Raw genomic sequence first — 22,703 nt, 5'->3', positions numbered from 1 at the left:
TTTTTTTACTTCACCGATTTGATGCGTTTGTCGGGAACCGTTTTCACGCGCTTGTCGGGCACGATCTTGGTCCGCTTGGGAATGTAACGTTTTTTCGGAACAGGGCGGACCGGCACGTCTTCGTAGACGTATTCCACGGTCTCCTTGCACTGCGGCTGCGCTTGCGTAACCGGAACCATCATCATGGGAACCGCCATCATCGGCTGGGTCATGCAGCAACCCTGCGCGGCATATCCGTACGCGGGGTAATAGCCTTGCTGGTTGCCGTAACCATAACCCTGTCCGTACCCATAGCCATAGCCGGGATAACCGCCGCGCGCGTACTGGGCGTAGTAATTGTCGAGATAGGCTTCGCACTCATCGCGGTTCCGGCCGGAGTCCTCGGCCTTGTCGATCGCGGCCCCGGCCACCGCGCCAATCGCTGCCCCGGCCACGGTACCCACCGTACGGTTGCCCTTGCCGGCGATACGGTTACCCGCGAGCCCGCCAATTACACCCCCGATTACGGCGCCGCCCACACCGGAGTCGCGCTTCGAAAGCCGCTTGCGGCAATCGGCGAGCCAGGCTTCGCGCGTTGCCATGGGATCATAGCTGCCGTACTGCGGGCCACCGGGGTACGGCACCTGCGCACCGACCGGAGCGCCGGGATAGGGAACAGGCGCTGGCGGAGGGGCGTCCTGCGCCATGGCTGGCGTGGCGAGAATGGCGAATGCTGCAGCCGCAGCGGAAACTGGTAAGCGCATCGGGAGTACCCTTTCGCGAAAGCGTTACGGTTAGTTCCGTAAGTTAACGCGAAATTTAGCATCGCAATCCGCAGAAAACCAAGCGTTTTGCCCGGATCCTTCGGCGATGTCCCGAATCGGTGCAGTTCAGCGCTCAGATAGAGAGCGCTGCCACCTGCGCTACCAGCTGCATTCCCGATGCATCTTGCTGGTCGAAGCGGCCCGGGTTCGGACTGTCGAGATCGATCACGGCGATCACGCGGCCATTGCTGACGACAGGCACGACCAGCTCGGAACGGCTTTCCGCATCGCAGGCGATATGGCCGGGAAAGGCATGAACGTCGGCCACGACCTGCGTTGTTCCAAGGGCTGCAGCCGTTCCACACACACCGCTGCCGATGGGAATGCGGATGCAGGCAGGCTTGCCGATGAAGGGACCGAGAACGAGTTCATCGCCTTTCGCGCCGGGAACCACGCGATAGAATCCGGCCCAGTTGAGGTCGGGGACAAACTGCCAGATCAGGGCTGCCATATTCGCCATGTTGGCGATCGGATCGGGCTCCCCTTCCACCAGAGCGCTCGCTGCGCGCGAGAGGGCGCTATAGAGTTCAGGCTTTTCAAGGTCGTGCTGGGGGGCAAAGTCGTACATAGGGCCTCCGTTAGCGCAACTCGCGGTTGCCGCCTAGGCGGCGTGGGCCTATCTCCTTGCCATGCGCTCGATCCTCAAGAAGGCTGCCCTTGCCATAGTTGCCATTATCCTCGTCCTGATCGGGGTGGTGGCCTGGACTCAATATTCCAATTCCTCGGACCTTCCCAGCGATGCGACCGCAGGCAAGGACCCGAAGCTGGTCGAACCCGATCCGCAGTGGCTGCCGAGCGTAAAGCTACTCGAGACGGTCGGCTGGGGCGAGAACGAGAAGCCTAAGGCGGCGGACGGACTGACAGTCAGCCGTTTCGCGCAAGGTCTCGACCATCCGCGCACGATGCTCACCTTACCCAATGGTGACGTTCTGGTTGCCGAGACCAATGCTCCACCGCGTCCGGAGAGCGGCGGGATTACCGGCATGGTGATGGGCTGGATGATGAACAAGGTCGGTGCCGGTGTTCCTTCGCCCGATACGATCATGCTGCTGCGCGATGCCGATGGGGACGGCAAGGCCGAGCAGAAATTCGATTTCCGCACTGCCGACATGCATTCGCCCTCGGGCATGGCCTATGGCAACGGCAAGCTCTACATCGCCAATCACAACGAAATTCTCGAATTTCCCTTCGAACCGGGCGCCACCAAGCTGGAAGGTTCCGCCAAGAAGCTGATGGACCTGTGGCCCGGCGGAAACCACTGGATGCGCAATCTGGTGCTGAGCCCGGATGGCAAGCACCTTTACGTTGCCGTTGGCTCCGCCTCCAACATCGCCGAAAACGGGATGGAGGAAGAGGCCGGTCGCGCATCGATCTGGGAAATTGATACTGACACTGGTAAGCGCCGTCAGTTCGCGGCGGGCATGCGCAACCCCAACGGCATGGACTGGAATCCATCGAGCGGTGAACTCTGGGCGACCGTGCAGGAACGTGACATGCTGGGCCCGGATCTTGTTCCCGACTACTTCACCAACGTGCCCGTCGGCGCGCAGTACGGTTGGCCTTGGGTCTATTGGAAGAACACCTTCGACGACCGCGTGCAGTGGCCGATGCAGACCTACATGATCGAATATACCCGCAAGCCCGAATACGCGATGGGCGCGCATACGGCCGTCCTCGGCATGGTGTTCGACAAGGGCGGCAGCCGCTTGGGTAAGAAGTTCGACAATGGCGCCTTCATTGCGCGCCACGGGTCGTGGAACCGTCGCCCGGCGGTAGGCTACGATGTCGTTTTCATCCCCTTCGATGCCAACGGCAATCCCAAGGACGTGAAACCGCAGCGCGTGCTGACCGGGTTCAACACCGGTGAAGGTACGACCCATGGCCGCCCCACCTGGGTGGCCTGGGACAAGACCGGCGCGCTGCTCGTCAGCGACGATACGGCCGGGATCATCTGGCGTGTCGTCAAGCCGGGCGCGGAACCTTCGCCCGAGGTGAAGCCGGTGGAAACCGGCCATCTGGAGCCGCAGAAGGAACTCAAGGACCCGACGCTGCCCGGTGGTGGCGGTCAGCTTGAAGCGGGTTTCCGCGATGAGACGGACAAGCTGCTTCCCTGATCCGGCCTGGCCAGATCGGTGATCAGATGGTCTTGCCCGCGCGGCCGGCGAGTTCGTTGACGTATTGCCAAGCCACGCGTCCCGAACGGGCACCGCGGCGGCGCGACCATTCCAGCGCGTCGCTTTCTTCCCAGTCGAGGCCGAACGCGCGCGCATAGCCTGCGATGATCGCGAGGTAGGCGTCCTGATCGCAATTGTGGAAGCCGATCGAAAGACCAAAACGGTCGGCCAGGGCGAGACGATCATCGACGGCATCGCGCGGATTTATGGGATCGTCCTGCTCCGACATGTTGCGGGCCACGATCGCGCGGCGGTTCGAGGTCACTGCGAGACGGACGTTGCCGGGGCGTGCCTCGACGCCGCCTTCAAGCCAGGAACGGAGCAATCGCGGGCCGGACCCATCGTTTTCCTCGAAGCCCAGATCGTCGATGAAAACGAGGAAATGGCGTTCAATCTTGCCCAGAGTTGCAAACAGGCCAGCGACGCCCGAGAGCGCTTCCTGCGCGACCTGCACCAGGGCGATGCTGCCGGGATGGACGTTCTGCGCCGAACGGATCGCGGCGCGCAGCAACGCGGACTTGCCCATGCCGCGCGATCCCCACAGCAGCATGTCGTGGGCGGCATGGCCTGCAGCTAGGCGTTCGACATTGGTGACGACCCGATCCTTCTGATCGTCGATACCCTGCAGCAGGCCGAGCGCAGGAGCATCGAGCACCGGCACGGGTCGGGCCGCTTCACCCGTCCAGACATAGGCCGGATGCCTCAGCCAGTCGCAGGATGCGAGAGGCGGCGGCGCCAGCCGGTCCAGCGCTTCGGCAATACGGGCGAGAAGTTCGGTCTGATCGGCAGTCTGATCGGGCGAGGGGGATGTCATTCGCACGCTTTTCCTTGGCTTTCGTCGCGCGCGGCTATAGCGGCGGGGCATGGATCACGCCAGCCGACCCGCCATTCTGACGCCCGATCGGGAAGGAATTGCCGAGGCGGCGCGAATCCTGCGCGAGGGTGGACTAGTCGCGGTGCCCACCGAGACAGTCTATGGCCTTGCGGCGCGTGCGGATCGCGACGAATCCGTGGCTGCGATCTACAAGGCCAAGGGGCGGCCGAGTTTCAATCCGCTGATCGTTCATGTTGCCGGCCTCGAGGCGGCACAGGCACTGGCGACGTTCGATGCACGTGCACTGCAGCTTGCGGACGCGTTCTGGCCGGGGCCGCTGACTCTGGTCCTGCCGCTGCGTGATGATGCGCCAGTGGCAGCTGCTGTCACGGCAAGGCTTGCAACAGTCGCGCTGCGGTGTCCGGCTCATCCGGTCATGCGCGCCTTGATTGCGGAGACGGGCCTGCCCCTGGCAGCGCCCTCGGCCAACCGCAGTGGCGGTGTCAGCCCGACCGATGCGGCGCATGTCGTCTCGTCGCTGGAGGATCGGATCGATGCCGTGATCGACGCGGGTACCTGCGAAGCGGGGCTCGAATCCACGATCATCGCTCTGCGCGAAGGCGGGCGCTGGCAGGTCCTCCGTCCGGGACCGATCTCCGAAAGGCGCATTGCTGCCGTGCTCGGGACCTCGAGCGAGGCCGTGACGTCACAGGCGATCGAGGCCCCCGGACAACTTGCAAGCCACTACGCGCCGGGAAAGCCCGTGCGTCTCGATGCCCCCACCGCGCAGGCGGACGAGTTCCACATCGGTTTCGGCGATGTCGCTGGTGACGTCACGCTGTCGGCATCGGGCGATCTCGATGAAGCGGCCGCCCGGCTCTATGCGCTCCTGCATGAAGCGGCGGCTTCCCAGCAGAAGCGGATTGCCGTGGCGCCGATTCCGCACGACGGCATAGGTACCGCGATCAACGACCGGTTGCGCCGCGCGGCAGCCTGAGGCGTTTCAGTAAGGCGCCGATGCGCGAAGCTGCTGGATGTCCGCATAGTCGTTGCGCGCCTTGAGACAGGCGGAATCGCTGCCGTCGTCGCACTGGCGCATATGCTTCTGATAGCGCCGTTCCAGCTTGCCCAGGTCTTCCTCGTATTCCCGCATGCGCCGGCCACGCTTTTCGTCGGCTTCGGACTGGCTGGTCGTGGCCATGTCCACGGCTTTGCTGGTCACGCGAACCGGCGCAGTCACGACGTTTGCTGCCGTCTTGGCAATGCAGCCCGACAGCATGGGAAGCAGGCAAATGCCCAGAACGGGAAGAAGACGGGGGGCTCTCATGCCCGGGTCATCTCATGATCGGGGTAACGGGGCAATGAACGATTGCCTGAAAGCCAAAGACTCAAAGCAAGAAGGCCGCCTCCTTGCGGAAGCGGCCTCCTGTGCATCGAAAAACGCCGGATCAGGCGGTTTCGGCGCTCTCGTAGTACTTCGGCGCGTGCTCGTTGAGGATCGCGAGGATCTTCTGCAGCGCGGCCGGCTCGTCGGTCTTTTCCATGGCCGCTAGTTCGCGGGCCAGGCGCGACGAAGCCGCCTCGAAGATCTGCCGTTCGGAATAGCTCTGTTCCGGCTGATCGTCGGCGCGGAACAGGTCTCGGGTTACTTCGGCGATGGAAACGAGATCGCCCGAATTGATCTTGGCTTCGTATTCCTGCGCGCGGCGCGACCACATGGTGCGCTTTACCTTTGGCTTGCCCTTGAGGGTGTCGAGCGCTTCGCGCAGCGTCTTGTCCGAAGACAGCTTGCGCATGCCGATCGATTCCACTTTGTTCATCGGAACACGCAGCGTCATGCGTTCTTTCTCGAAACGCAGAACATAAAGTTCGAGCTGCATCCCGGCGATTTCCTGCTTTTGCAGTTCAATCACACGGCCAACACCGTGCTTCGGGTATACAACGTAGTCTCCAACATCGAAGGCGTCGGCCTTGGTTGCCATGTATCGTCCTTTCACCTGCAGGGGGCGATGCAATTTGTAGCGGAGGGTGTTCCGGGGGGCGTGCGACCTGGAGGCAAAACCTCCGCCGCCCGGTCAGATCACTCTCCCAACCGCTTGCTTTCGAACCCTGCCTCGCAATGAAAACGCCTGCCAGACGAGCAGACCGCCCGGGCAGTTGACACATTATATAGCATCGATGTGACAAAATATCCAGAGGCGAGCGGAGGAATCCCTCCGGCTCACCCAGCGGAAGCGCAATCGTCCGATTTCGATACGGACATATCGATCACGGGGCAGTCAAAAATGAGACCGTCCCGTGAAATGTCAGGGGCTTGACGGACTTTCGTCCGCAGCGATCAATCGCCCTCGCCCGGCTCCGCCGAGAAGTACTTCTCGAACTTGCCTTCCTCGTCCTTGAAGTCATCGGCATCGGGGGCCGCATCCTTCTTGGAGGTCAGGTTGGGCCATTCGGCCGAATACTTGGTGTTCAGCTCAAGCCACTGTTCCAGACCGTTCTCGGTATCCGGAAGGATGGCTTCGGCCGGGCACTCGGGCTCGCACACGCCGCAGTCGATGCATTCGCTGGGGTTGATGACGAGCATGTTCTCGCCTTCGTAGAAGCAATCGACGGGGCAGACCTCCACGCAATCCGTGTACTTGCACCGGATGCATGCGTCGGTGACGACATAGGTCATGGCTGCAAATTCCTTCTCTCAGGCATCGTTGACGGACGCTGCTATGGGATCAACGGCCTGTCCGTCAAGCACTCTGTAGCAGGCTTTTGCTTCGGGCGCGGGTCCGCGGCGCGGTGGAAGGGCGATGATCTCGATGACGTGCACGGCGCCGCCGACGGGCATGGTCAGCACGTCTCCGGTCGCGATCTTCTGGTGGGCACGGTCCACCCTCCGGCCGTTGAGCCGCATGTGGCCGCCTTCAGCCATCGCCTGGGCGACGGGGCGGGTCTTTGCCAGCCGCAGATACCAAAGCAGCTTGTCTACCCTCACTGAATCGCCCTTCGGCAGGCACCGCTTCCATCTGCCAGGATGATCGCGAGCGGCCGGCGTATCACCGCACCATGTCCGCGAGCGCGGCAAAGGCACTGTCCTTGCGTACACGGGCCGGATGTTCCTGCTGCCGCGCCTGTCGGCGGGGAGGCCGCCAGCGCCAGCGCACCGGGGCAGGGGGCCCGTGGGCTTCTTCCGCGAGAGGCGGCGGCACGATTGCCTGAAAGCCGCCAAGACGCAGCAGCTTGGAATAGCTGCCGGTCGTCAGCCCCATGGAGACCGCCCGTGCCGGATCGAGCTTGAAATCGCGGGCATTTTCCGCACTGCGCGCTTCATGCGCTTCGCGCAGGAGCTTTTCCGCCATGTCGAGCCGGACCAATTGCTTGCCGAGATTGCGGTAGCCGGGCACGCGGCCGTGGCGGGTTGCGGGCAGGGCGGGCGGCATTTCCGCCTCTGGGTTGCCGCCCGTTCCCGTCTTGCCGGCAAGACGGGCGAGCAGTTGCCACAAGGCAATGGGCCGGGTCCTGAGCATGGCCGGCACGAACAGATCCAGCGCTCCAACGCGAACGCCGAGCTTCGCCAGCATGGTCCGCCGCTGCTTGTCGAGCTTGTCGACACCCGATTGTTCGCGTGACGTCATCCCGCCACGTTCCACCAGCGTGATCAGCAGGGCGCGCAGTTCCGGGCCGGCATCTTCGGCGCGGCTCGCTTCATCGAGCTTGCGCAAGGGATCGAGCGGCGAAAGTGCGCTTTCCAGCCAGGTTTCGAGAGCTGCCACCAGCGCCTTGCGCGATGGGCCGGGAATGGCATCCAGCGTCCGGTCCGGCACGAGCACGGGCGTGAGCAGTGAGCGTCCGGCGTAGAGCGTGGCGATCGTTTCGCCGTCCCAGACGAGAGCGCCGTCTTCCAGCGTGATCTCTGCCGTTCCGGCGTGGATGGCATCGGACAGGGCATCGGCGCGCTCCTGCAGCAGCGAGGCGAGGTGTTTCTCTGCGGCTGCGAGCAGCAGTTTGCGATCGGACAATCGCGTACCGGGATCGACCTTGAACGCGAATCCGCGCAGCGAGCCGATATGCTCGCCTTCCACCAGAACTTCCTCGTCCTCCAGACGGACGGACAACAGCCCCGCGTCGGGCCCCAGTTTCTTCATAAGTACAGCGGTCCTGCGATTGATGAATCGTTCAGTCAGCTTGCCGTGAAGCGCATCGGAGAGTCGAGCCTCGACTGCACGGGCCCGGGCGGCCATCTCATCGCGCGCCAGGACCCAGTCGGGTCGCTGTGCGATGTAGGCCCATGAACGGATCGCGGCGATGCGTCCCTGCAGCGTGTCGATATCGCCACTGGTGCGGTCGAGCTGGGCGATCTGTCCGGCCACGAAATCGGCGCCGAGTTCGCCTTCGCGCAGGTCCTGCCAGAGCCGGGCGACGAAGCGCGAATGCGTTTCCACGCCCTGATGGCGGAAATCGGGGAGGCGGCAGGCATCCCAGAAGCGCTCCACTTGCGCTGCATTGCGCACGGTCTCGGCCACCTGCGGGTCGTCGGATAGCCGCTTGAGCACAGCGAGATCGATCGCTTCGGGTGCGGGCGCCAGTTCCGGGCGCAGCGGCGGCGTCTCGAGATCGGCGATGAGTCGTTCCAGACTGTCGAAACGCGGTTCGGGTTCGCGCCAGAACAGTTTTGTCAGCGGTGCGAAACGGTGTTCTTCAATGGCGTAGATTTCTTCGGGTTCGAATTCGGAATCGTGTCCGCCCGACCCGGTCAGCGTGCCGAAGCTGCCGTCTTTCTGGTGACGTCCGGCGCGACCCGCGATCTGCGCCATTTCCGCTGTGGTCAGGCGGCGATGGCGGCGGCCGTCGAACTTGGAAAGGCCGGCAAAGGCCACATGCTCGACATCGAGATTGAGCCCCATGCCGATGGCGTCGGTGGCGACCAGATAGTCCACTTCGCCCGACTGGTAGAGCTCGACCTGCGCATTGCGCGTCTGCGGGCTGAGCGCTCCCATGACGACGGCGGCTCCGCCCCGGAAGCGGCGCAACATTTCCGCGATGGCATAGACCTGCTCGGCCGAAAACGCGACGATGGCGCTGCGCGGCGGAATGCGGCTGAGCTTCTTCGCGCCGGCATGGGTAAGCGTGGAAAAGCGCGGGCGGGTGACGATCTCGGCTTCGGGCACGAGCGCCTTGACCATAGGTTCAAGAGTGGAGGAGCCGAGGATCATCGTCTCTTCGCGGCCGCGTGCATGCAGCAGGCGGTCGGTAAAGACATGGCCGCGCTCGCGGTCGGCCGCGAGCTGCGCCTCGTCGATGGCGACGAAGGCCATCGAGCGGTCCATGATCGGCATCGCTTCTGCCGTGCACAGCAGGTAGCGCGCTTCCTTGGGCTCGATGCGTTCTTCGCCGGTGATCAGCGCGACGCTCTTTTCGCCCTTGATGTGGCAGACCCGGTCGTAGACCTCGCGCGCCAGCAGGCGCAGGGGAAAGCCGATCATGCCGCTGGAATGCGCGCACATGCGTTCGATGGCGAGGTGCGTCTTGCCGGTATTCGTCGGCCCGAGCACCGCCTTCACCCCGCTTGGGGTGTCCTGACGTGAGGAGACGTGCGGAGCGTGAACCATCTCGCGTGTGAATGTGGCACCCCCGCCTGCCGCTCGCAAGTGTCGGCTCACCGAAAAACCCGGCAAGAATCCACAGGATTAGGGGTGCATTAACCTTGAGCGGGCAGAAAAAATGGCGAAGGTCCGCATTTGGATCTTCTCCCCGTTGAAGGGGATCCACGGGTTGCACACGCAGTTTAAACGGGAAGCGGGGCGTTTTGTTCAAGGCGCTTGAAGAAAACGGCGGATATATCCGCGATGGCGCAGAGGCAGCATCCCTTTCGCATGCGCAGGTCGTTGCCGCTCCGGCGTCGCCGGAGGAAGTCTGGCTCCATGCTCCCGATGAGCCCGCTGAACGCCCGGGATTGTTCGACCGTTTCGCAGATCGCTGCCGCCGCTTCGAAGCCTGGTGCGCGCATGTCGATCTTGCGCCTGACCTCGCCAGCGAGATCGGTAGTCGCAAATGGATGCGCGGCCTCGCCACATTCCTGGGATTGAGCGCTGCCGCGATCGCCCTGTGGCCCGACTTTTCCGAAGTCGAAGCGGCTACCGCCATGCCGGTGGAACACCGCGAACGCGACGAGTTCCGCAGCCAGAGCATAGCGCCACTGGCGCTCGGTGCCGACAGTGGCCGTCACATGGGCGCAAGCACTCTGGTGAAACCGCTTGCGCACGTTCCGGAGCGTCCGACCATCCAGCTGGTCTCGACGCTGGGGCAGGGTGACAGCTTTGGCCGCATGCTCGAGCGGGCCGGCGTGGGCGGAAGCGACATTTCGCGCGTTTCCGAACTCGTCGCCAATGCTTTGCCCGTGAACGACATCGCATCGGGTACCCAGTTCGACATTACACTGGGCAAACGTGCCGCACCCAACGCGCCGCGTGCGCTCGATGCCATCGATTTCCGTGCGCGGTTCGATCTCGATCTCTCCATCGAACGCGGCGACGACGGCAACCTGTCCCTCGTTCGTCACCCCATCGCCGTGGACGAGACGCCGCTGCGCATTCGCGGAACGGTCGGCTCGAGTCTCTACCGCTCTGCCCGCAACGCCGGCGCGCCAGTTGCGGCGATCCAGTCGTACCTGCAGGCCGTCGACAAGTATCTCAGGCTTGAAGACGATATCGGCTCGTCGGACGAATACGACATGATTGTCGCCTACAAGCGCTCGGCCAAGGGCGAGCGTCAGGTGGGCAAGCTGCTCTATGCGGGCATCGAGCGCGACGGAAAGCCGCGGTTGCAGTTGCTGCGCTGGGGCAAGGGTGACCAGATGTTCTCGGCATCCTCGATCGACAGGCCCCGCGCGGTGCCGATCGGTCAGCCGGTCGCGGGCCGCATCACCTCGCGCTACGGCATGCGCCGTCACCCGATCCTCGGGTACGTGCGTATGCATGCGGGTCTGGATTTCGGTGCCCGCTACGGGTCGCCCATCTACGCTGTCGCCGATGGGACCGTTACTTATGCCGGCCGCCATGGCGGGCATGGCAAATACGTGCGGATTCAACATAGCGGCGGGCTCGGCACGGGCTACGCGCACATGAGCCGTATTGCCGTCTCTTCGGGCACGCATGTGCGGGCCGGGCAGGTGATCGGCTATGTCGGTTCCACCGGCCTTTCGACAGGACCGCACTTGCATCTCGAGGCCTATCGCAACGGCCACACCATCAATCCCGCCGGTCTCAGCATCATGTCGCGGCCGCAGATCGCGGGCGAGGAACGCGAGGCTTTCAAGGCCCGCCTCAAGTCCCTGCTGACGGTTGAACCGGGCGCGGCGCTTGGCACGATCGCCCCGGTTACGAGCGCCCATGCCGAAGCAGAACGCGAGATCGACCGGCTGGCACCCAAGAAGGTCGGCTGACGACGCCGATTGCGCAAGTCGCGGCGCATCTTGCGCAATTGAACCGCAAGGCATTTTCCGGCAATCACCCGGCCATGTCCGGAACCTATCCCCACACCCGCCTGCGCCGCGTGCGCGCCACGGCCTGGAGCCGTGCCATGCACCGCGAGACGCAGCTTGCGCCTGCAGACCTGATCTGGCCGCTCTTCATCACCGAAGGCGATGCCATCGAACAGCCCGTTGCCTCGCTTCCCGGGGTGTCGCGCTGGTCCGTCGATCAGGTCGTGGTTCGTGCCAAAGAGGCTGTGGATCTGGGCATTCCCTGTCTCGCCCTGTTCCCGAACACCCAGCCCGACCGCCGCAGCGAGGACGGCAAGGAAGCGCTCAATCCGGACAACCTGATGTGCCGTGCGATCCGTGCGATTCGCGATGCGCTCGGCGATTCCATCGGTTTGCTGACCGATGTGGCGCTCGATCCCTATACCAGCCACGGGCAGGACGGGCTGATCGACGAGGCCGGCTATGTCCTCAATGACGAGACGGTGGAAATGCTCGTCGGCCAGTCGCTCAACCAGGCGGCGGCGGGGGCTGACATCATTGCCCCTTCGGACATGATGGACGGCCGCATCGGTGCGATCCGCGATGCGCTCGAGGATGGGGGCCATCGCAATGTCCAGATCATGAGCTACGCGGCGAAATACGCCTCCGCCTTTTACGGTCCGTTCCGCGATGCGGTCGGTTCGGGCGGTCTGCTCAAGGGCAACAAGAAGACCTACCAGATGGACCCGGCCAATGCCGAGGAAGCCCTGCGCGAGGTCGAAATGGACCTCGCCGAGGGCGCCGACAGCGTCATGGTCAAGCCAGGCCTGCCTTATCTCGATATCGTGCGGCGGGTGAAGGAGACCTTCGAAGTTCCGGTCTTCACCTATCAGGTCTCCGGCGAATACGCGATGATCGAGGCTGCCGTGGCCGCAGGCGCGGGCGAGCGCGATGCTCTGGTGCTGGAAACGCTGCTCGCATTCAAGCGCGCGGGGTGCTCGGGCGTGCTGACCTACCATGCCGCCCACGCCGCCCGTCTCCTCAATGGCTGACTTCTGCCTGAAAACCGAGCGATTGGTCCTGCGAGGCTGGCGTGACGAGGATGTCCCGGCGTTTCATGCGATCTGCTCGGACCCGACCGTCATGGCGACGCTCGGTGCTCCGCTTTCGTATGAGCAGACCGAAGCGCTCGTTGCCCGGATGCAGGGATTGCAGGCCGATGTCGGGCATTGCTTCTGGGCGATGGAGCGCAGGGAGGATGCACGGCTGATCGGCTGGTGCGGGATCATTCGCGGCAGTGTCGGTCCGGTAGTCGATCAGCCTGAAGCCGGTTGGCGCATGGCCGCCGACTGTTGGGGCAAGGGCTACACCAGCGAGGCGGCACGGGCCAGTATCGACTGGGCCTTTGCCAACCTGCCCGATCCTGCCGTCTATGCAATCACCAGCGACGGTAACCAGCGCAGCCGCGCGGTGATGGAGCGCATGGGGATGACGCGGCTCGCGGAAGGCGACTTCGACCATCCCAAGGTCGATCCTGCGAGTCCGCTGCTGCGGCATGTCACCTACAGCGTCACGCGCGAGGATTGGGACTCGCGCACGGCGTGACGCGTTCGGCCGCCGCTGCCCATCGCCCGCTCTTCGTGGCGACAATCCTGCTGGGCAGTATCCTGCTCTTTCTGGTGCAGCCGATGGTGGCGCGCATGGCCCTGCCGAGGCTGGGCGGATCGCCCAACGTCTGGAACAGCGCGATGCTGGTCTATCAGGGGCTGCTGCTCGCCGGGTATGGCTACGCGCACTTTCTCGGCAAAGTATCGCTGCGCTATCAGAGCCTGATCCACCTGGCAGTCTTTGCCCTCGCTGCCCTGACCCTGCCTGTTGCCCTGGTGGACTTGCCAATCTCCGGAGCGGGCCGCGAGGTGCTCTGGGTGCCGCTGCTGCTGGGGCTGAGCATCGGGCCGGTCTTCGTGGTCGTCTCCGCGCAGGCTCCCCTGATGCAGCGCTGGTTTGCGGCCGGTCCCGAGGCGGGCGCGCCATGGGCGCTCTATGCGGCCTCCAATCTCGGCAGTTTCGCCGGCCTGATCGCCTATCCCCTGCTGGCGGAGCCTTTCCTGACGCTGGACCAGCAGAGCTGGGCATGGGCAAGCGGGTATGCGTTGCTAGTCGTGCTGGTAGCTTTGTGCATTCTGGCGCGGCGAAAGAGCCTGGATGCCGGCAAGGACCGGGTTGAAGATTTGCCGCGCGAAGCGATTGCGCTGCGCCGCATCTTGCTGTGGCTTGCGCTTTCTGCGGTCCCGTCCGGGCTCATGCTGTCGACAACGACGCATATCACCACCGACATTCTGGCCGTCCCGCTGCTGTGGGTTATCCCGCTCGGCCTTTACCTGCTCAGCTTCAGCCTTGCCTTCGCCGATCGGCGGCAGGCTGCGCGTGCCATCACGCTGGTGGCGCCGATCGTGATGGTCTTCGCCGGCAGCTACGCGATGCTTTCCACCGGTATCAACGGGGTGTGGGGCTTGTTGGGGCCATGCGTCCTGTTGTTCTGCGTGGCGACCGCGCTGCATTCGCGGCTTTATGACCTGCGACCGGGTACGGGCAATCTCACAAGGTTCTACTTCTTCATGTCGCTCGGCGGGGCGCTGGGCGGCCTGTTTACCGCGCTCATAGCGCCGTTGGTGTTCGACTGGGTGTGGGAACATCCGTTGCTGCTGCTCGCCGCCGCCATGCTGATGCCGCTCGAACCGCTGCTTCGCTGGCATGAGAAGGAAGGCATGGAGCCTGCCTCGTTCCGTCTCGCCGTGATCCTGCTGGTGGCAATGGCCGCTTTTCTCTCGAAGCAGCTTTACGACTTCTCGTACGAGGCCAGCACCCATTTCGCTGCGCTGATCACCACCGTGTTCCTCGTCGGGATCGGCATGATGCTGACGCCCTTCCGTCCGCTGTTCGTCGCGGTACTGGCCATGGCGATGGTCGGGCAAGGCGGCGCGCTGACAATGATGGGCAGCCTGGAAGGGTCGCGTACCCGCAGCTACTTCGGCATCTACAATGTGCGCGAGGACAAGCAGAGTGAGCAGCGCTACCTCGTCCACGGCACGACGCTCCACGGCAAGCAATCGACGCGGCCGGGCGAGGAGCGTGCACTCACCAGCTACTATGGTCCCACATCGGGCGTGGGTCTGGCGTTCGATGCGGTGCCGGCGCTCTATGGGGACCGCGCGCGCGTCGGCGTGGTCGGGCTAGGCACGGGAACGCTGGCCTGCCATCGCCAGCCGGGACAGGACTGGACCTTCTTCGAGATCGATCCGGTGGTGGAGGCCTTCTCCCGTAAGGGCACCTTCACGTTCCTGAAGGTCTGCGCGCCCGATGCCCGCGTCGTTATCGGCGACGCGCGGCTGCAATTGGAGAAAGAACCACCCGGCAGCTTCGACGCGCTCGCGATAGATGCGTTTTCCTCCGATTCGATTCCGCTGCATCTGCTGACGGCGGAAGCGGTTGGGGTCTATCAGCGCGCGCTGACGTCAGATGGTATCCTGCTGATCCATATCTCCAACCGGTTCATCGATCTCGAGCCGGTGCTGTCGGCCATCGCGCGCGAACGCGGCATGGCGGCGCTGCTACGAATGGACCCGCAGTACGACTCGCGGCTTCTGACCTATTCCGGCTGGATCGCGCTCGCCCGCACCCCGGAGGTGCTGGATCGGATGCGCGCGCACCGTCCCGACGTGGCATGGAGACCGCTCGATCCGCCGACCGGCCGGGTCTGGAGGGATGACTATGCATCGATCCTGCCCTACATCCGCTGGGAGAAGATACTGGAGCTGTGATGACTGAGCGTACCGACATCACCCTGGCCGCGATCAACGGCAAGGCCCCGAAAATCCATTCGAGCGCGTTCATTGCGCCGGGTTGCCGGATCATCGGCAATGTGGAAATCGGGCCTGATGCCAGCGTCTGGTACAACTGCGTGATCCGTGCCGACGTGCACCGCGTCGTAATCGGGGCACGGACCAACATTCAGGACGGTACCGTCGTTCACTGCGACAGCCCCAAGCCTTCGAATCCGGACGGTTTCCCGGCGATCATCGGGGAGGACGTGCTGATCGGCCACATGGCCATGGTGCATGGTTGCACGCTGGAGGACCGCGCCTTCGTCGGCCTCGGCGCGATCGTCATGGACGGCAGCTATATCGAAAGCGACGGGATGCTGGCCGCCGGGGCCATGCTCACCGGCAAGCGCATCGGTGCGCGCCAGCTCTGGATGGGCCGCCCGGCCAAGTACCTGCGCGATCTCGATGATGCCGCGGTCGAGGGCAACCAGGCCGGGGTGAACGGCTACGTCATCAATGGCCGCATGCATGCCGAGGCGCTCGGCCTGAAGGACTGATGGCCAAGCCGAAAGCCGTCTTGCCCGATCCAGAGGCCGTTCGCGCGCTGGTGGACGGAGACCGGCTTGCCGTGCGCGTGACGCCGGGCGCGCGCGTGGAGGCGCTGGAGATTTCCGAAGGGCGCCTGCTCGCGAAAGTTCGAGCTAAACCCGAAGGCGGCAAGGCCAACAATGCTGTTCGTGGGCTTCTCGCAGCAGCGCTGGGGCTGGCGCCGTCCCGGCTGGAGCTGTTGCGCGGCGCAACTTCGCGCGAGAAGCAGTTCAGGATCGAAGGTTAGCGCGTGCGATCCGATATCCGGCCAGTGTCAGCACGGCGGAGGCTATAACCCCTATCCACAGGCTCGCCCGTCCAAGCGAGAGGAATGCGAGTGCGCCGAAAGCTGCGCCCCCGGCGAGTGAGGCCCACATGGCGAAAAATGGCCAGGCTGGCGTCTGGTCGCGCCGCCGGGTGATGGCCGTGCCCAATGCTTGCCCGATCCGCACAAGTGCCCCAGTAAGATAGGTCAGCGGAACGGGGATCTCATCCCGCTGCAGGGCGTTGTTGAGCGCCCCCATGGCCAGCACGAGGCAGCCCATCATGGCCGAGCGATAACCCAGTGCCGTGCAGATTCCGCCCAGCAGCAGGAGTGACGTCACCAGCGAGAGCACCGCCGGCTTGCGCCACGGCCCGGCCTTGTAGGCGGTGACGTTGCCTGCCGCCACGCCCAGCACGAATCCTGTGATCAACAGCGCAGGAATAGCGGCACGGACCCCCTCGGTAATCAGATCGGTCGCGAACCGCGTGGTGTTACCGGACATGAACGACACGAAGTATCGGTCCGCCGACAGATAGCCGACAGCGTCGACATATCCCGCGAGTGCGGAGAGAAAGGCCGCCAGTGTCTTTCGGGGTCGATCGAGATTATGCACAGGGCGGGTTTTAGCGCCCCGAATACCGACTGACGAGGGGGATCAGCGCCCCATACCGCGTGCGAGATCGCCCAGCACTTCGCCCATGGCCTTGGCCATGTCTGCGGGTTCGGGGGCGACGTCTGCGATCGCGCGTTCCATCGCCTCGGCCCACTGGCCGGCAGTGTCCTTGGTGATGGTGAAGGGCTTGTGGATGCTCATCATGCAGCGGCCCGGATTGGCTTCGAACCAGTCGCGCGGGCCTCCGGCCCAACCGGCAAGGAACTTGGGCAGCGATTCGCGCATCGGCGCGAGGTCAGGTGCGTGCATGGCGCGCAGTTCGGCATAGGCCGGGTCCTGCTCCATCAGATCGTAGAAGCGGTTGCAGATCGCCTCGAATACGGGCGCTCCGCCGAGGCGGTAGAACGGCGCATTGGGATTGGCGGTCGGCTTGGCAGGCGCGTCGACGGTCACAGGCTGAACTCTCCGTACGGTGGGGGCTTATGATGCCTCCTTAGCGCAAGCGTTTCACGTGGAACCTTGATCGGGGTCAATCGCGGACGAGGGCGCGGAGAGCCTCGATCCGGTCGGCTTCATGCGCGGGCTTGTCGGCGCGGATGCGGCTGATGCGGGGAAAGCGCATGGCAAGGCCGGACTTGTGCCGCTTGCTGGCATGGACGGAATCGAAAGCCACTTCGAAAACAAGCGACTTGTCGGTTTCGCGTACCGGGCCGAAGCGGTCGACGGTGTGGTTGCGCACGTACTTGTCCAGCCACTTCAGTTCCTCGTCGGTGAAACCGAAATAGGCTTTGCCAACCGGCAGGAGGTCGGCGCCCGCATCCGGGTCACCGTCCCAGCAGCCGAAGGTGTAGTCCGAATAGAACGAGGAACGTTTACCCGATCCGCGCTGGGCATACATCAGCACGCAGTCGATCAGCAGCGGATCGCGCTTCCACTTGTACCAAAGCCCGGTCTTGCGGCCGGCAAGATAGGGGCTGTCGCGGCGCTTGAGCATGACGCCTTCGATGGCATCGTCCCGCGCACGTTCACGCAAAGCAGCTAGCGCAGCGAAGTCCTCGGCCTCTATGATCTGCGATACATCGAACCTGTCCGGGTCGAGATCGCCTGCCAAGGCCTCCAGCCGCTTGCGCCGCGCGCTCCAGGGCAACCCGCGCAAGTCCGCGCCTTCGACAATCAGCGCATCGTAGAGCCGCACGAAGGCGGGCAATTCAGCCAGCATCTTCTTCGACACGGTCTTGCGGCCGAGCCGCTGCTGCAGGGCGTTGAAACTGGCGGCACCACCCGTTTCGCCGCCCTGATGACTACCACGCACGAGCAATTCGCCATCGAGCACCGCATCGACGTCGAGCGCCCGCGTGATCTCGGGGAAGGTACCGGAAATGTCGTCGCCCGAGCGCGAATAGACCCGCGTTTCGCCGCCGGCTCGTACGACCTGCACACGGATACCGTCCCATTTCCACTCTGCGGCAAACTCGCTCAGGTCGACTTCGGCTTCTTCGAGCGGATGCGCGAGCATGAACGGGCGGAACAGCGGGCGGTTTTCGGTATCCGGGGGCGCGGCGCCATGGGCGGCCCAAGCGAACAGTTCGGTATAGGGAGGCTCCTGCCCGTGCCAGTGCTCCTCGACATCCTCCACAGCGACATCGAAGGCCTGCGCGAAGGCGGTCTTGCCCAGCCTTGCGGAAATTCCGATGCGCATGGCGCCTGTCGCCAGCTTGAGCAGGGCATAGCGGCCATTGGCATCGAGCCGGTCGAGCAGCTTGGGCAGTTCGGCCATGACATTGGCGCGGGTCATGCGTGAGAGTTGGTCGACCGCTTCGCTGACCGTCGGCGGGGAGGGGGCCTCGCCGCTTTCCGGCCAGAGCAGGCTTGCCGTTTCGGCAGAATCGCCGACGTAATCGCGGCTTAGTGTCCACAGCACCGGATCGACGCGCTCACTCATCAGGTTGCGGATGGTGGCGCTTTTTACTGCGGGAAAATCGAGGCCGTCGGTGAGGGCGGCGAGAGCCCATCCCCGGTCGGGATCCGGCGTGTCGCGCAAGTAGTCGGCCAGCAGCTTGAGCTTGGCATTGCGGCTGCGGGTATAGACTAGCGCGTCGAGGAGGGCGGCGAAGCGTTCCATCAAATGGGTTTCACGCAGAGGCGCGGAGACGCGGAGGAACAGGGCCGCGCCGAAGGCGCCTTCCTCGTCACTACGGTCGCGAATGGTCCGCTGGGCGGAGGAAAAAGCGGCTTTGCCGCAGGCGCGCCCTCTTTGCGTCTCTGCGCCTCTGCGTGAACCAACTCAATCATCCTCATCCTCGTAACCCACCAGCGCAAGAGCCTTCGCGCGTCGCTGGTTGAGCTGGCACCAGCGCAGCATCGCCTCTTCGCGTCCATGCGTGATCCAGGTTTCGCCGGGGTCGACATCGATCACGGTCTGGGTGAGCTCGTCCCAGTCGGCGTGGTCGGAAATGACCAGCGGCAATTCGACCATCCGCTGCCGCGCCCGCTGGCGCACGCGCATCCAGCCCGAGGCCATGGCGGTGACGGGATCGGGTAGGCGGCGGCTCCAGCGGTCGTTGAGAGCGGAGGGCGGGGCGATCACCACGCTGCCGCGCAGCGCCTCCTTTTTCGCATCGGACACGAGACGCAGTTCGCCCAGATCCACGCCGTGGTCCTCGTAAAGTCGGCACATTTTTTCCATGGCGCCATGCATCCAGATCACATCGCGATGTCCCGCGCGGCGCAATTCTGCTATGACTCGCTGCGCCTTGCCGAGCGCATAGGCGCCGACGAGGACGCAGCGTTCCGGATTGGCCACCAGCGTCGAGAGAATTTTGCTGATCTCCTGTTCAGCAGAAGGATGCCGAAACACCGGAAGACCGAATGTCGCCTCGGTAATCAGGACATCGCAAGGGGTTACTGCGAAGGGGGCGCATGTCGGATCGGGCCGGCGCTTGAAGTCCCCGGTGACGACGATGCGCTCGCCGGCATGTTCGAGCAGGATCTGCGCCGAGCCCAGAACGTGTCCAGCGGGAATCCAGGTGGCCGACACACCGCCCGGCAACTTGAGCGTTTCACCATAGGCGACCGGGAGCGCGCCTTCGTCGGTGCCGTAGCGCAGTTTCATGATCGCCAGCGTCTCGGGCGTCGCCATGGTCTTGCCATGACCGCCGCGCGCGTGATCGGCATGGCCATGGGTGACCAGCGCCCGGTCGACGGGGCGTGACGGGTCTATCCAGCAATCGGCGGGTACGACGTGGACCCCCCAGGGCTCTGGCCGGATCCAGGAAAAATCGCGGGGCATGAAAGCAAAATGGGGCGGAACCCGTTCCGGTTCCACCCCATGGTGCAGTTATCGGACTACTGGAGCCTTCGCGGCTCAGTCGTCGGTGCTTTCCTCCGGCTGCTCGCCGGTGTTCTGGGTCGGCGCCTTCTTGGCAGGCGCCTTGCGCTTCTTGGCCTTGCTGACCTTCGGCGCAGAGGGCGTCAGCTCGAAGCTGAGCGCATCTTCCTTAACCGAGACATGAACCTCGCCGCCAAGCGCCAGCTTGCCGAACAGCAGTTCCTCGGCGAGCGGCTGCTTGACCTTTTCCTGGATCACGCGGCCCATCGGGCGCGCGCCATAGAGCCGGTCGTAACCGCGTTCGCCCAGCCATGCGCGGGCATCGGAGTCGAACTGGATGTGGACGTTCTGGTCGGCCAGCTGCAGTTCGAGCTGGAGGATGAACTTGTCCACGACGCGGCTGATCGTTTCCTTGGCAAGGTAGGCGAAGGGTACGATTGCATCGAGACGGTTGCGGAATTCGGGGGTGAACATCTGTTTCACCGCCTCGTCGCCCGCGTCGGCCTTCGATACGTCGCCGAAGCCGATGCCGGACCGGGCCATGTCCGCCGCGCCCGCGTTGGTGGTCATGATGAGCACCACGTTGCGGAAATCGACGGTCTTGCCGTGGTGATCGGTCAGCTTGCCGTTGTCCATCACCTGCAGGAGGATGTTGAACAGGTCCGGGTGTGCCTTTTCGATCTCGTCGAGCAGGAGGACGCAGTGCGGCTGCTGGTCGATGGCATCGGTAAGCAGACCGCCCTGGTCGAACCCGACATAGCCCGGAGGGGCACCGATCAGGCGACTGACCGAGTGGCGTTCCATATATTCGGACATGTCGAAGCGCTGCATCGGAATGCCCATGATCTCGGCAAGCTGCTTGGCGACTTCGGTCTTGCCGACACCGGTCGGGCCCGAGAACAGGAAGGAGCCGATCGGCTTGTCCGGATCGCGCAGGCCGGCGCGGCTCAGCTTCATCGCGGTCGAGAGCACCTCGATGGCCTTGTCCTGACCGAAGACGACGCGCTTGAGATCACGCTCGAGGTTTTCGAGTGCCTTCTTGTCGTCCTTGCTGACCGACTTGGGTGGAATGCGGGCCATCGTCGCGATGACCTGTTCGATCTCGCGCGCGCCGATGGTCTTCTTCCGGCGGCTGGGCGGCAGCAGCATCTGCATCGCGCCCACTTCGTCGATCACGTCGATCGCCTTGTCGGGCAGCTTGCGGTCGTTGATATAGCGCGCCGAAAGCTCGACGGCGGTCTTGATCGCGTCGGTGGTGTACTTGACCTTGTGGTGTTCCTCGAAAGCCGAGCGCAGGCCGCGCAGGATCTTGATCGTGTCTTCCACGGTCGGTTCGTTCACGTCGATCTTCTGGAACCGGCGCAGCAGCGCGCGGTCCTTTTCGAAGTGGTTGCGGAATTCCTTGTAGGTGGTCGAGCCGATGCAGCGGATCGTGCCGCCCGACAGCGCGGGCTTGAGCAGGTTGGAGGCGTCCATCGCGCCGCCGCTGGTGGCACCGGCGCCGATCACGGTGTGAATCTCGTCGATGAACAGGATCGCGTGCGGCATCTTCTCCAGTTCGGAGACGACCTGCTTGAGGCGTTCCTCGAAATCGCCGCGATAGCGGGTGCCGGCCAGCAGGCTGCCCATGTCGAGCGAGTAGATCACCGCTTCGGACAGAACCTCGGGCACTTCCCCTTCGACGATCTTGCGGGCCAGACCCTCGGCAATGGCGGTCTTGCCGACGCCCGGATCACCCACATAGAGCGGGTTGTTCTTGGAACGGCGGCACAGGATCTGGATCGTGCGGTCCACTTCGGGGCCGCGGCCGATCAGCGGGTCGACCTTACCCGCGAGTGCCTTCTCGTTGAGGTTGACGCAGAACTGGTCGAGCGCGGAGTCCTTCTTGCTGCCCGCGCCCTTGGTTTCGGCCTTGTCTTCCTGCGGCGAGGCGCCGTCCTCGTTGCCCTTGGGGCTGCGGTCCTCGATGCGCTTGCCGCCCTTGCCGATGCCATGGCTGATGTAGCTGACGGCATCCAGACGGCTCATGTCCTGCTGCTGCAGGAAATACACGGCATAAGAATCGCGTTCGGAGAACAGGGCTACCAGCACGTTGGCGCCGGTCACCGTGTCCTTGCCGGAAGACTGGACGTGGAGGATGGCCCGCTGGATTACGCGCTGGAAGCCGGCGGTCGGGGCCGGATCGCCCTTTTCCTCGGTCTTGAGCGACTGGTATTCCTGGTCGAGATACTGGCGCACGACATCGCCGAGATCGCCAAGGTCCACGCCGCAAGCCTGCATGACCTGGGCTGCGTCCGCATCGTCGATCAGCGCGAGCAGGAGGTGCTCGAGCGTCGCGTATTCGTGGCTCCGCTCAGACGCGTGAGACAGGGCCGAGTGCAGGGTCTTTTCTAGGCTTTGCGCGAAACTTGGCATTTAGGACACTTTCATTGGGAGGAAGGACTCTCCTTGGGGGAGTGTGTGGGCGGAGCAGGGTTTAAGAAACATATAGGAACGCTCAGGGCGGATGCGAGGTGCCGCTACGGGCAACGAGGCGAACCTTGGCCGGTTCACGTTGTCTTTGGCCTGAACAGCGCTTCGGCAGCGGCCATGTGCGCAGAGGACTTGTCGCGGTGGGCGCGGATGCGGACGACCTCGGTTTCGAGCAAAACGATGCGTGCATCCAGTTCGTCCAGCGAATAGCGCTCCAGGCTTTCGCTGGCGAGAAGGCTGGCGGCACCGAGATTACTCTCGGGCGACCGCCGCCGCGGTCGATCGTCCTCGTCCATTGCAGTGCAGCATCGGACTGTAATTCTCTGCTGTCAATGCCCGGAAAAGAGTTCCCCTCCACTGGCACTGTGTGGC

The 22,703-nt window shown here is 64.1% G+C and carries 22 protein-coding genes; 8 read left to right on the top strand and 14 right to left on the bottom strand.

The genetic code is table 11. From position 1 onward, the window contains the following. Positions 1-5: 5 nt before the first annotated feature. Together IEX64_RS00900 and msrC are read right to left on the bottom strand one after the other, a co-directional pair. On the bottom strand, positions 6-743 hold the full coding sequence (locus tag IEX64_RS00900; RefSeq protein ID WP_188817308.1) for a glycine zipper 2TM domain-containing protein: 738 nt from the start codon (positions 741-743) through the stop codon (positions 6-8). 133 nt (positions 744-876) lie between these two features. Next, complete coding sequence (gene msrC, locus IEX64_RS00895) at positions 877-1,371, bottom strand: free L-methionine (R)-S-oxide reductase MsrC (protein ID WP_188817306.1); 495 nt, start codon at positions 1,369-1,371, stop codon at positions 877-879. Between the two features lie 61 nt (positions 1,372-1,432). Between msrC and IEX64_RS00890 the strand changes: the two genes are divergently transcribed. Then, positions 1,433-2,917, top strand: coding sequence for a PQQ-dependent sugar dehydrogenase (locus tag IEX64_RS00890; protein WP_188817304.1), 1,485 nt, complete (start codon positions 1,433-1,435; stop codon positions 2,915-2,917). 22 nt (positions 2,918-2,939) lie between these two features. On the opposite strand, the gene IEX64_RS00885 is transcribed toward IEX64_RS00890, so the two are convergent. Next, positions 2,940-3,791, bottom strand: a complete 852-nt coding sequence (locus IEX64_RS00885) for a DUF815 domain-containing protein (protein ID WP_188817302.1) — start codon at positions 3,789-3,791, stop codon at positions 2,940-2,942. Positions 3,792-3,840: 49 nt separating this feature from the next. Between IEX64_RS00885 and IEX64_RS00880 the strand changes: the two genes are divergently transcribed. Continuing rightward, the gene (locus IEX64_RS00880) at positions 3,841-4,788 is read left to right on the top strand and encodes an L-threonylcarbamoyladenylate synthase (RefSeq protein WP_188817300.1); all 948 of its coding nucleotides are present in this window, start codon (positions 3,841-3,843) and stop codon (positions 4,786-4,788) included. 6 nt (positions 4,789-4,794) lie between these two features. Here the strand turns inward: IEX64_RS00880 and IEX64_RS00875 are convergent, their stop codons facing one another. From IEX64_RS00875 to IEX64_RS00855, 5 genes are all read right to left on the bottom strand, one after another. Continuing rightward, positions 4,795-5,118, bottom strand: a complete 324-nt coding sequence (locus IEX64_RS00875; RefSeq protein WP_188817298.1) for a hypothetical protein — start codon at positions 5,116-5,118, stop codon at positions 4,795-4,797. Positions 5,119-5,239: 121 nt separating this feature from the next. Next, a complete protein-coding gene (locus tag IEX64_RS00870; RefSeq protein ID WP_188817296.1) occupies positions 5,240-5,773 on the bottom strand; it encodes a CarD family transcriptional regulator in 534 nt (177 codons plus the stop codon). A 356-nt stretch (positions 5,774-6,129) separates the two neighbouring features. Further along, entirely contained in the window at positions 6,130-6,468 is a 339-nt protein-coding gene (gene fdxA / locus IEX64_RS00865) for a ferredoxin FdxA (protein WP_188817293.1), read from the bottom strand. 18 nt (positions 6,469-6,486) lie between these two features. Beyond that, on the bottom strand, positions 6,487-6,777 hold the full coding sequence (locus tag IEX64_RS00860; RefSeq protein ID WP_188817291.1) for an RNA-binding S4 domain-containing protein: 291 nt from the start codon (positions 6,775-6,777) through the stop codon (positions 6,487-6,489). Positions 6,778-6,838: 61 nt separating this feature from the next. Then, positions 6,839-9,391 carry a helicase-related protein gene (locus IEX64_RS00855; protein ID WP_188817605.1) on the bottom strand — a complete coding sequence of 851 codons (2,553 nt, stop codon included), beginning with the start codon at positions 9,389-9,391 and terminating at the stop codon, positions 6,839-6,841. Positions 9,392-9,588: 197 nt separating this feature from the next. Here IEX64_RS00855 and IEX64_RS00850 point away from each other — a divergent pair, with 197 nt between their 5' ends. The 6 genes from IEX64_RS00850 to IEX64_RS00825 all read left to right on the top strand — a co-directional run bounded on the left by IEX64_RS00850 (position 9,589) and on the right by IEX64_RS00825 (position 15,900). Further along, the gene (locus tag IEX64_RS00850) at positions 9,589-11,223 is read left to right on the top strand and encodes a M23 family metallopeptidase (protein ID WP_188817289.1); all 1,635 of its coding nucleotides are present in this window, start codon (positions 9,589-9,591) and stop codon (positions 11,221-11,223) included. 74 nt (positions 11,224-11,297) lie between these two features. After that, positions 11,298-12,293 (top strand): porphobilinogen synthase, encoded by a 996-nt coding sequence (gene hemB / locus IEX64_RS00845; protein WP_188817603.1) that lies wholly within the window; start codon positions 11,298-11,300, stop codon positions 12,291-12,293. Next, positions 12,286-12,846: a GNAT family N-acetyltransferase gene (locus IEX64_RS00840; protein WP_188817287.1), complete on the top strand. Its 561-nt coding sequence runs from the start codon at positions 12,286-12,288 to the stop codon at positions 12,844-12,846. The genes hemB and IEX64_RS00840 overlap by 8 nt, the downstream gene beginning before the upstream one ends. Continuing rightward, positions 12,843-15,062 carry a spermidine synthase gene (locus IEX64_RS00835; RefSeq protein WP_229709993.1) on the top strand — a complete coding sequence of 740 codons (2,220 nt, stop codon included), beginning with the start codon at positions 12,843-12,845 and terminating at the stop codon, positions 15,060-15,062. Before IEX64_RS00840 ends, IEX64_RS00835 begins: the two co-directional genes overlap by 4 nt. After that, a complete protein-coding gene (locus tag IEX64_RS00830) occupies positions 15,062-15,622 on the top strand; it encodes a gamma carbonic anhydrase family protein (protein WP_188817285.1) in 561 nt (186 codons plus the stop codon). The genes IEX64_RS00835 and IEX64_RS00830 overlap by 1 nt, the downstream gene beginning before the upstream one ends. Beyond that, on the top strand, positions 15,622-15,900 hold the full coding sequence (locus IEX64_RS00825) for a DUF167 domain-containing protein (protein WP_188817283.1): 279 nt from the start codon (positions 15,622-15,624) through the stop codon (positions 15,898-15,900). The genes IEX64_RS00830 and IEX64_RS00825 overlap by 1 nt, the downstream gene beginning before the upstream one ends. Here the strand turns inward: IEX64_RS00825 and IEX64_RS00820 are convergent. The 6 genes from IEX64_RS00820 to IEX64_RS00795 form a co-directional block, all read right to left on the bottom strand. Beyond that, on the bottom strand, positions 15,884-16,531 hold the full coding sequence (locus IEX64_RS00820; RefSeq protein ID WP_188817281.1) for a YoaK family protein: 648 nt from the start codon (positions 16,529-16,531) through the stop codon (positions 15,884-15,886). The two genes, IEX64_RS00825 and IEX64_RS00820, sit on opposite strands and share 17 nt — an antisense overlap. Before the next feature lie 42 nt (positions 16,532-16,573). Then, entirely contained in the window at positions 16,574-16,984 is a 411-nt protein-coding gene (locus IEX64_RS00815; protein WP_188817279.1) for a group II truncated hemoglobin, read from the bottom strand. 76 nt (positions 16,985-17,060) lie between these two features. Continuing rightward, entirely contained in the window at positions 17,061-18,653 is a 1,593-nt protein-coding gene (locus IEX64_RS00810) for a cisplatin damage response ATP-dependent DNA ligase (RefSeq protein WP_188817277.1), read from the bottom strand. 162 nt (positions 18,654-18,815) lie between these two features. Beyond that, entirely contained in the window at positions 18,816-19,820 is a 1,005-nt protein-coding gene (locus IEX64_RS00805) for a ligase-associated DNA damage response exonuclease (RefSeq protein ID WP_188817275.1), read from the bottom strand. Between the two features lie 75 nt (positions 19,821-19,895). Beyond that, complete coding sequence (clpA, locus tag IEX64_RS00800) at positions 19,896-22,274, bottom strand: ATP-dependent Clp protease ATP-binding subunit ClpA (RefSeq protein ID WP_188817273.1); 2,379 nt, start codon at positions 22,272-22,274, stop codon at positions 19,896-19,898. Between the two features lie 134 nt (positions 22,275-22,408). Next, a complete protein-coding gene (locus IEX64_RS00795) occupies positions 22,409-22,627 on the bottom strand; it encodes a DUF1192 domain-containing protein (RefSeq protein WP_188817271.1) in 219 nt (72 codons plus the stop codon). Positions 22,628-22,703: the final 76 nt, after the last annotated feature.

It is taken from the genome of Novosphingobium indicum (assembly GCF_014645195.1).
Lineage (GTDB): Bacteria > Pseudomonadota > Alphaproteobacteria > Sphingomonadales > Sphingomonadaceae > Novosphingobium > Novosphingobium indicum.
Note: the sequence above shows the minus strand (reverse complement) of the source record. Positions and strands in the feature narration are given on the sequence as shown.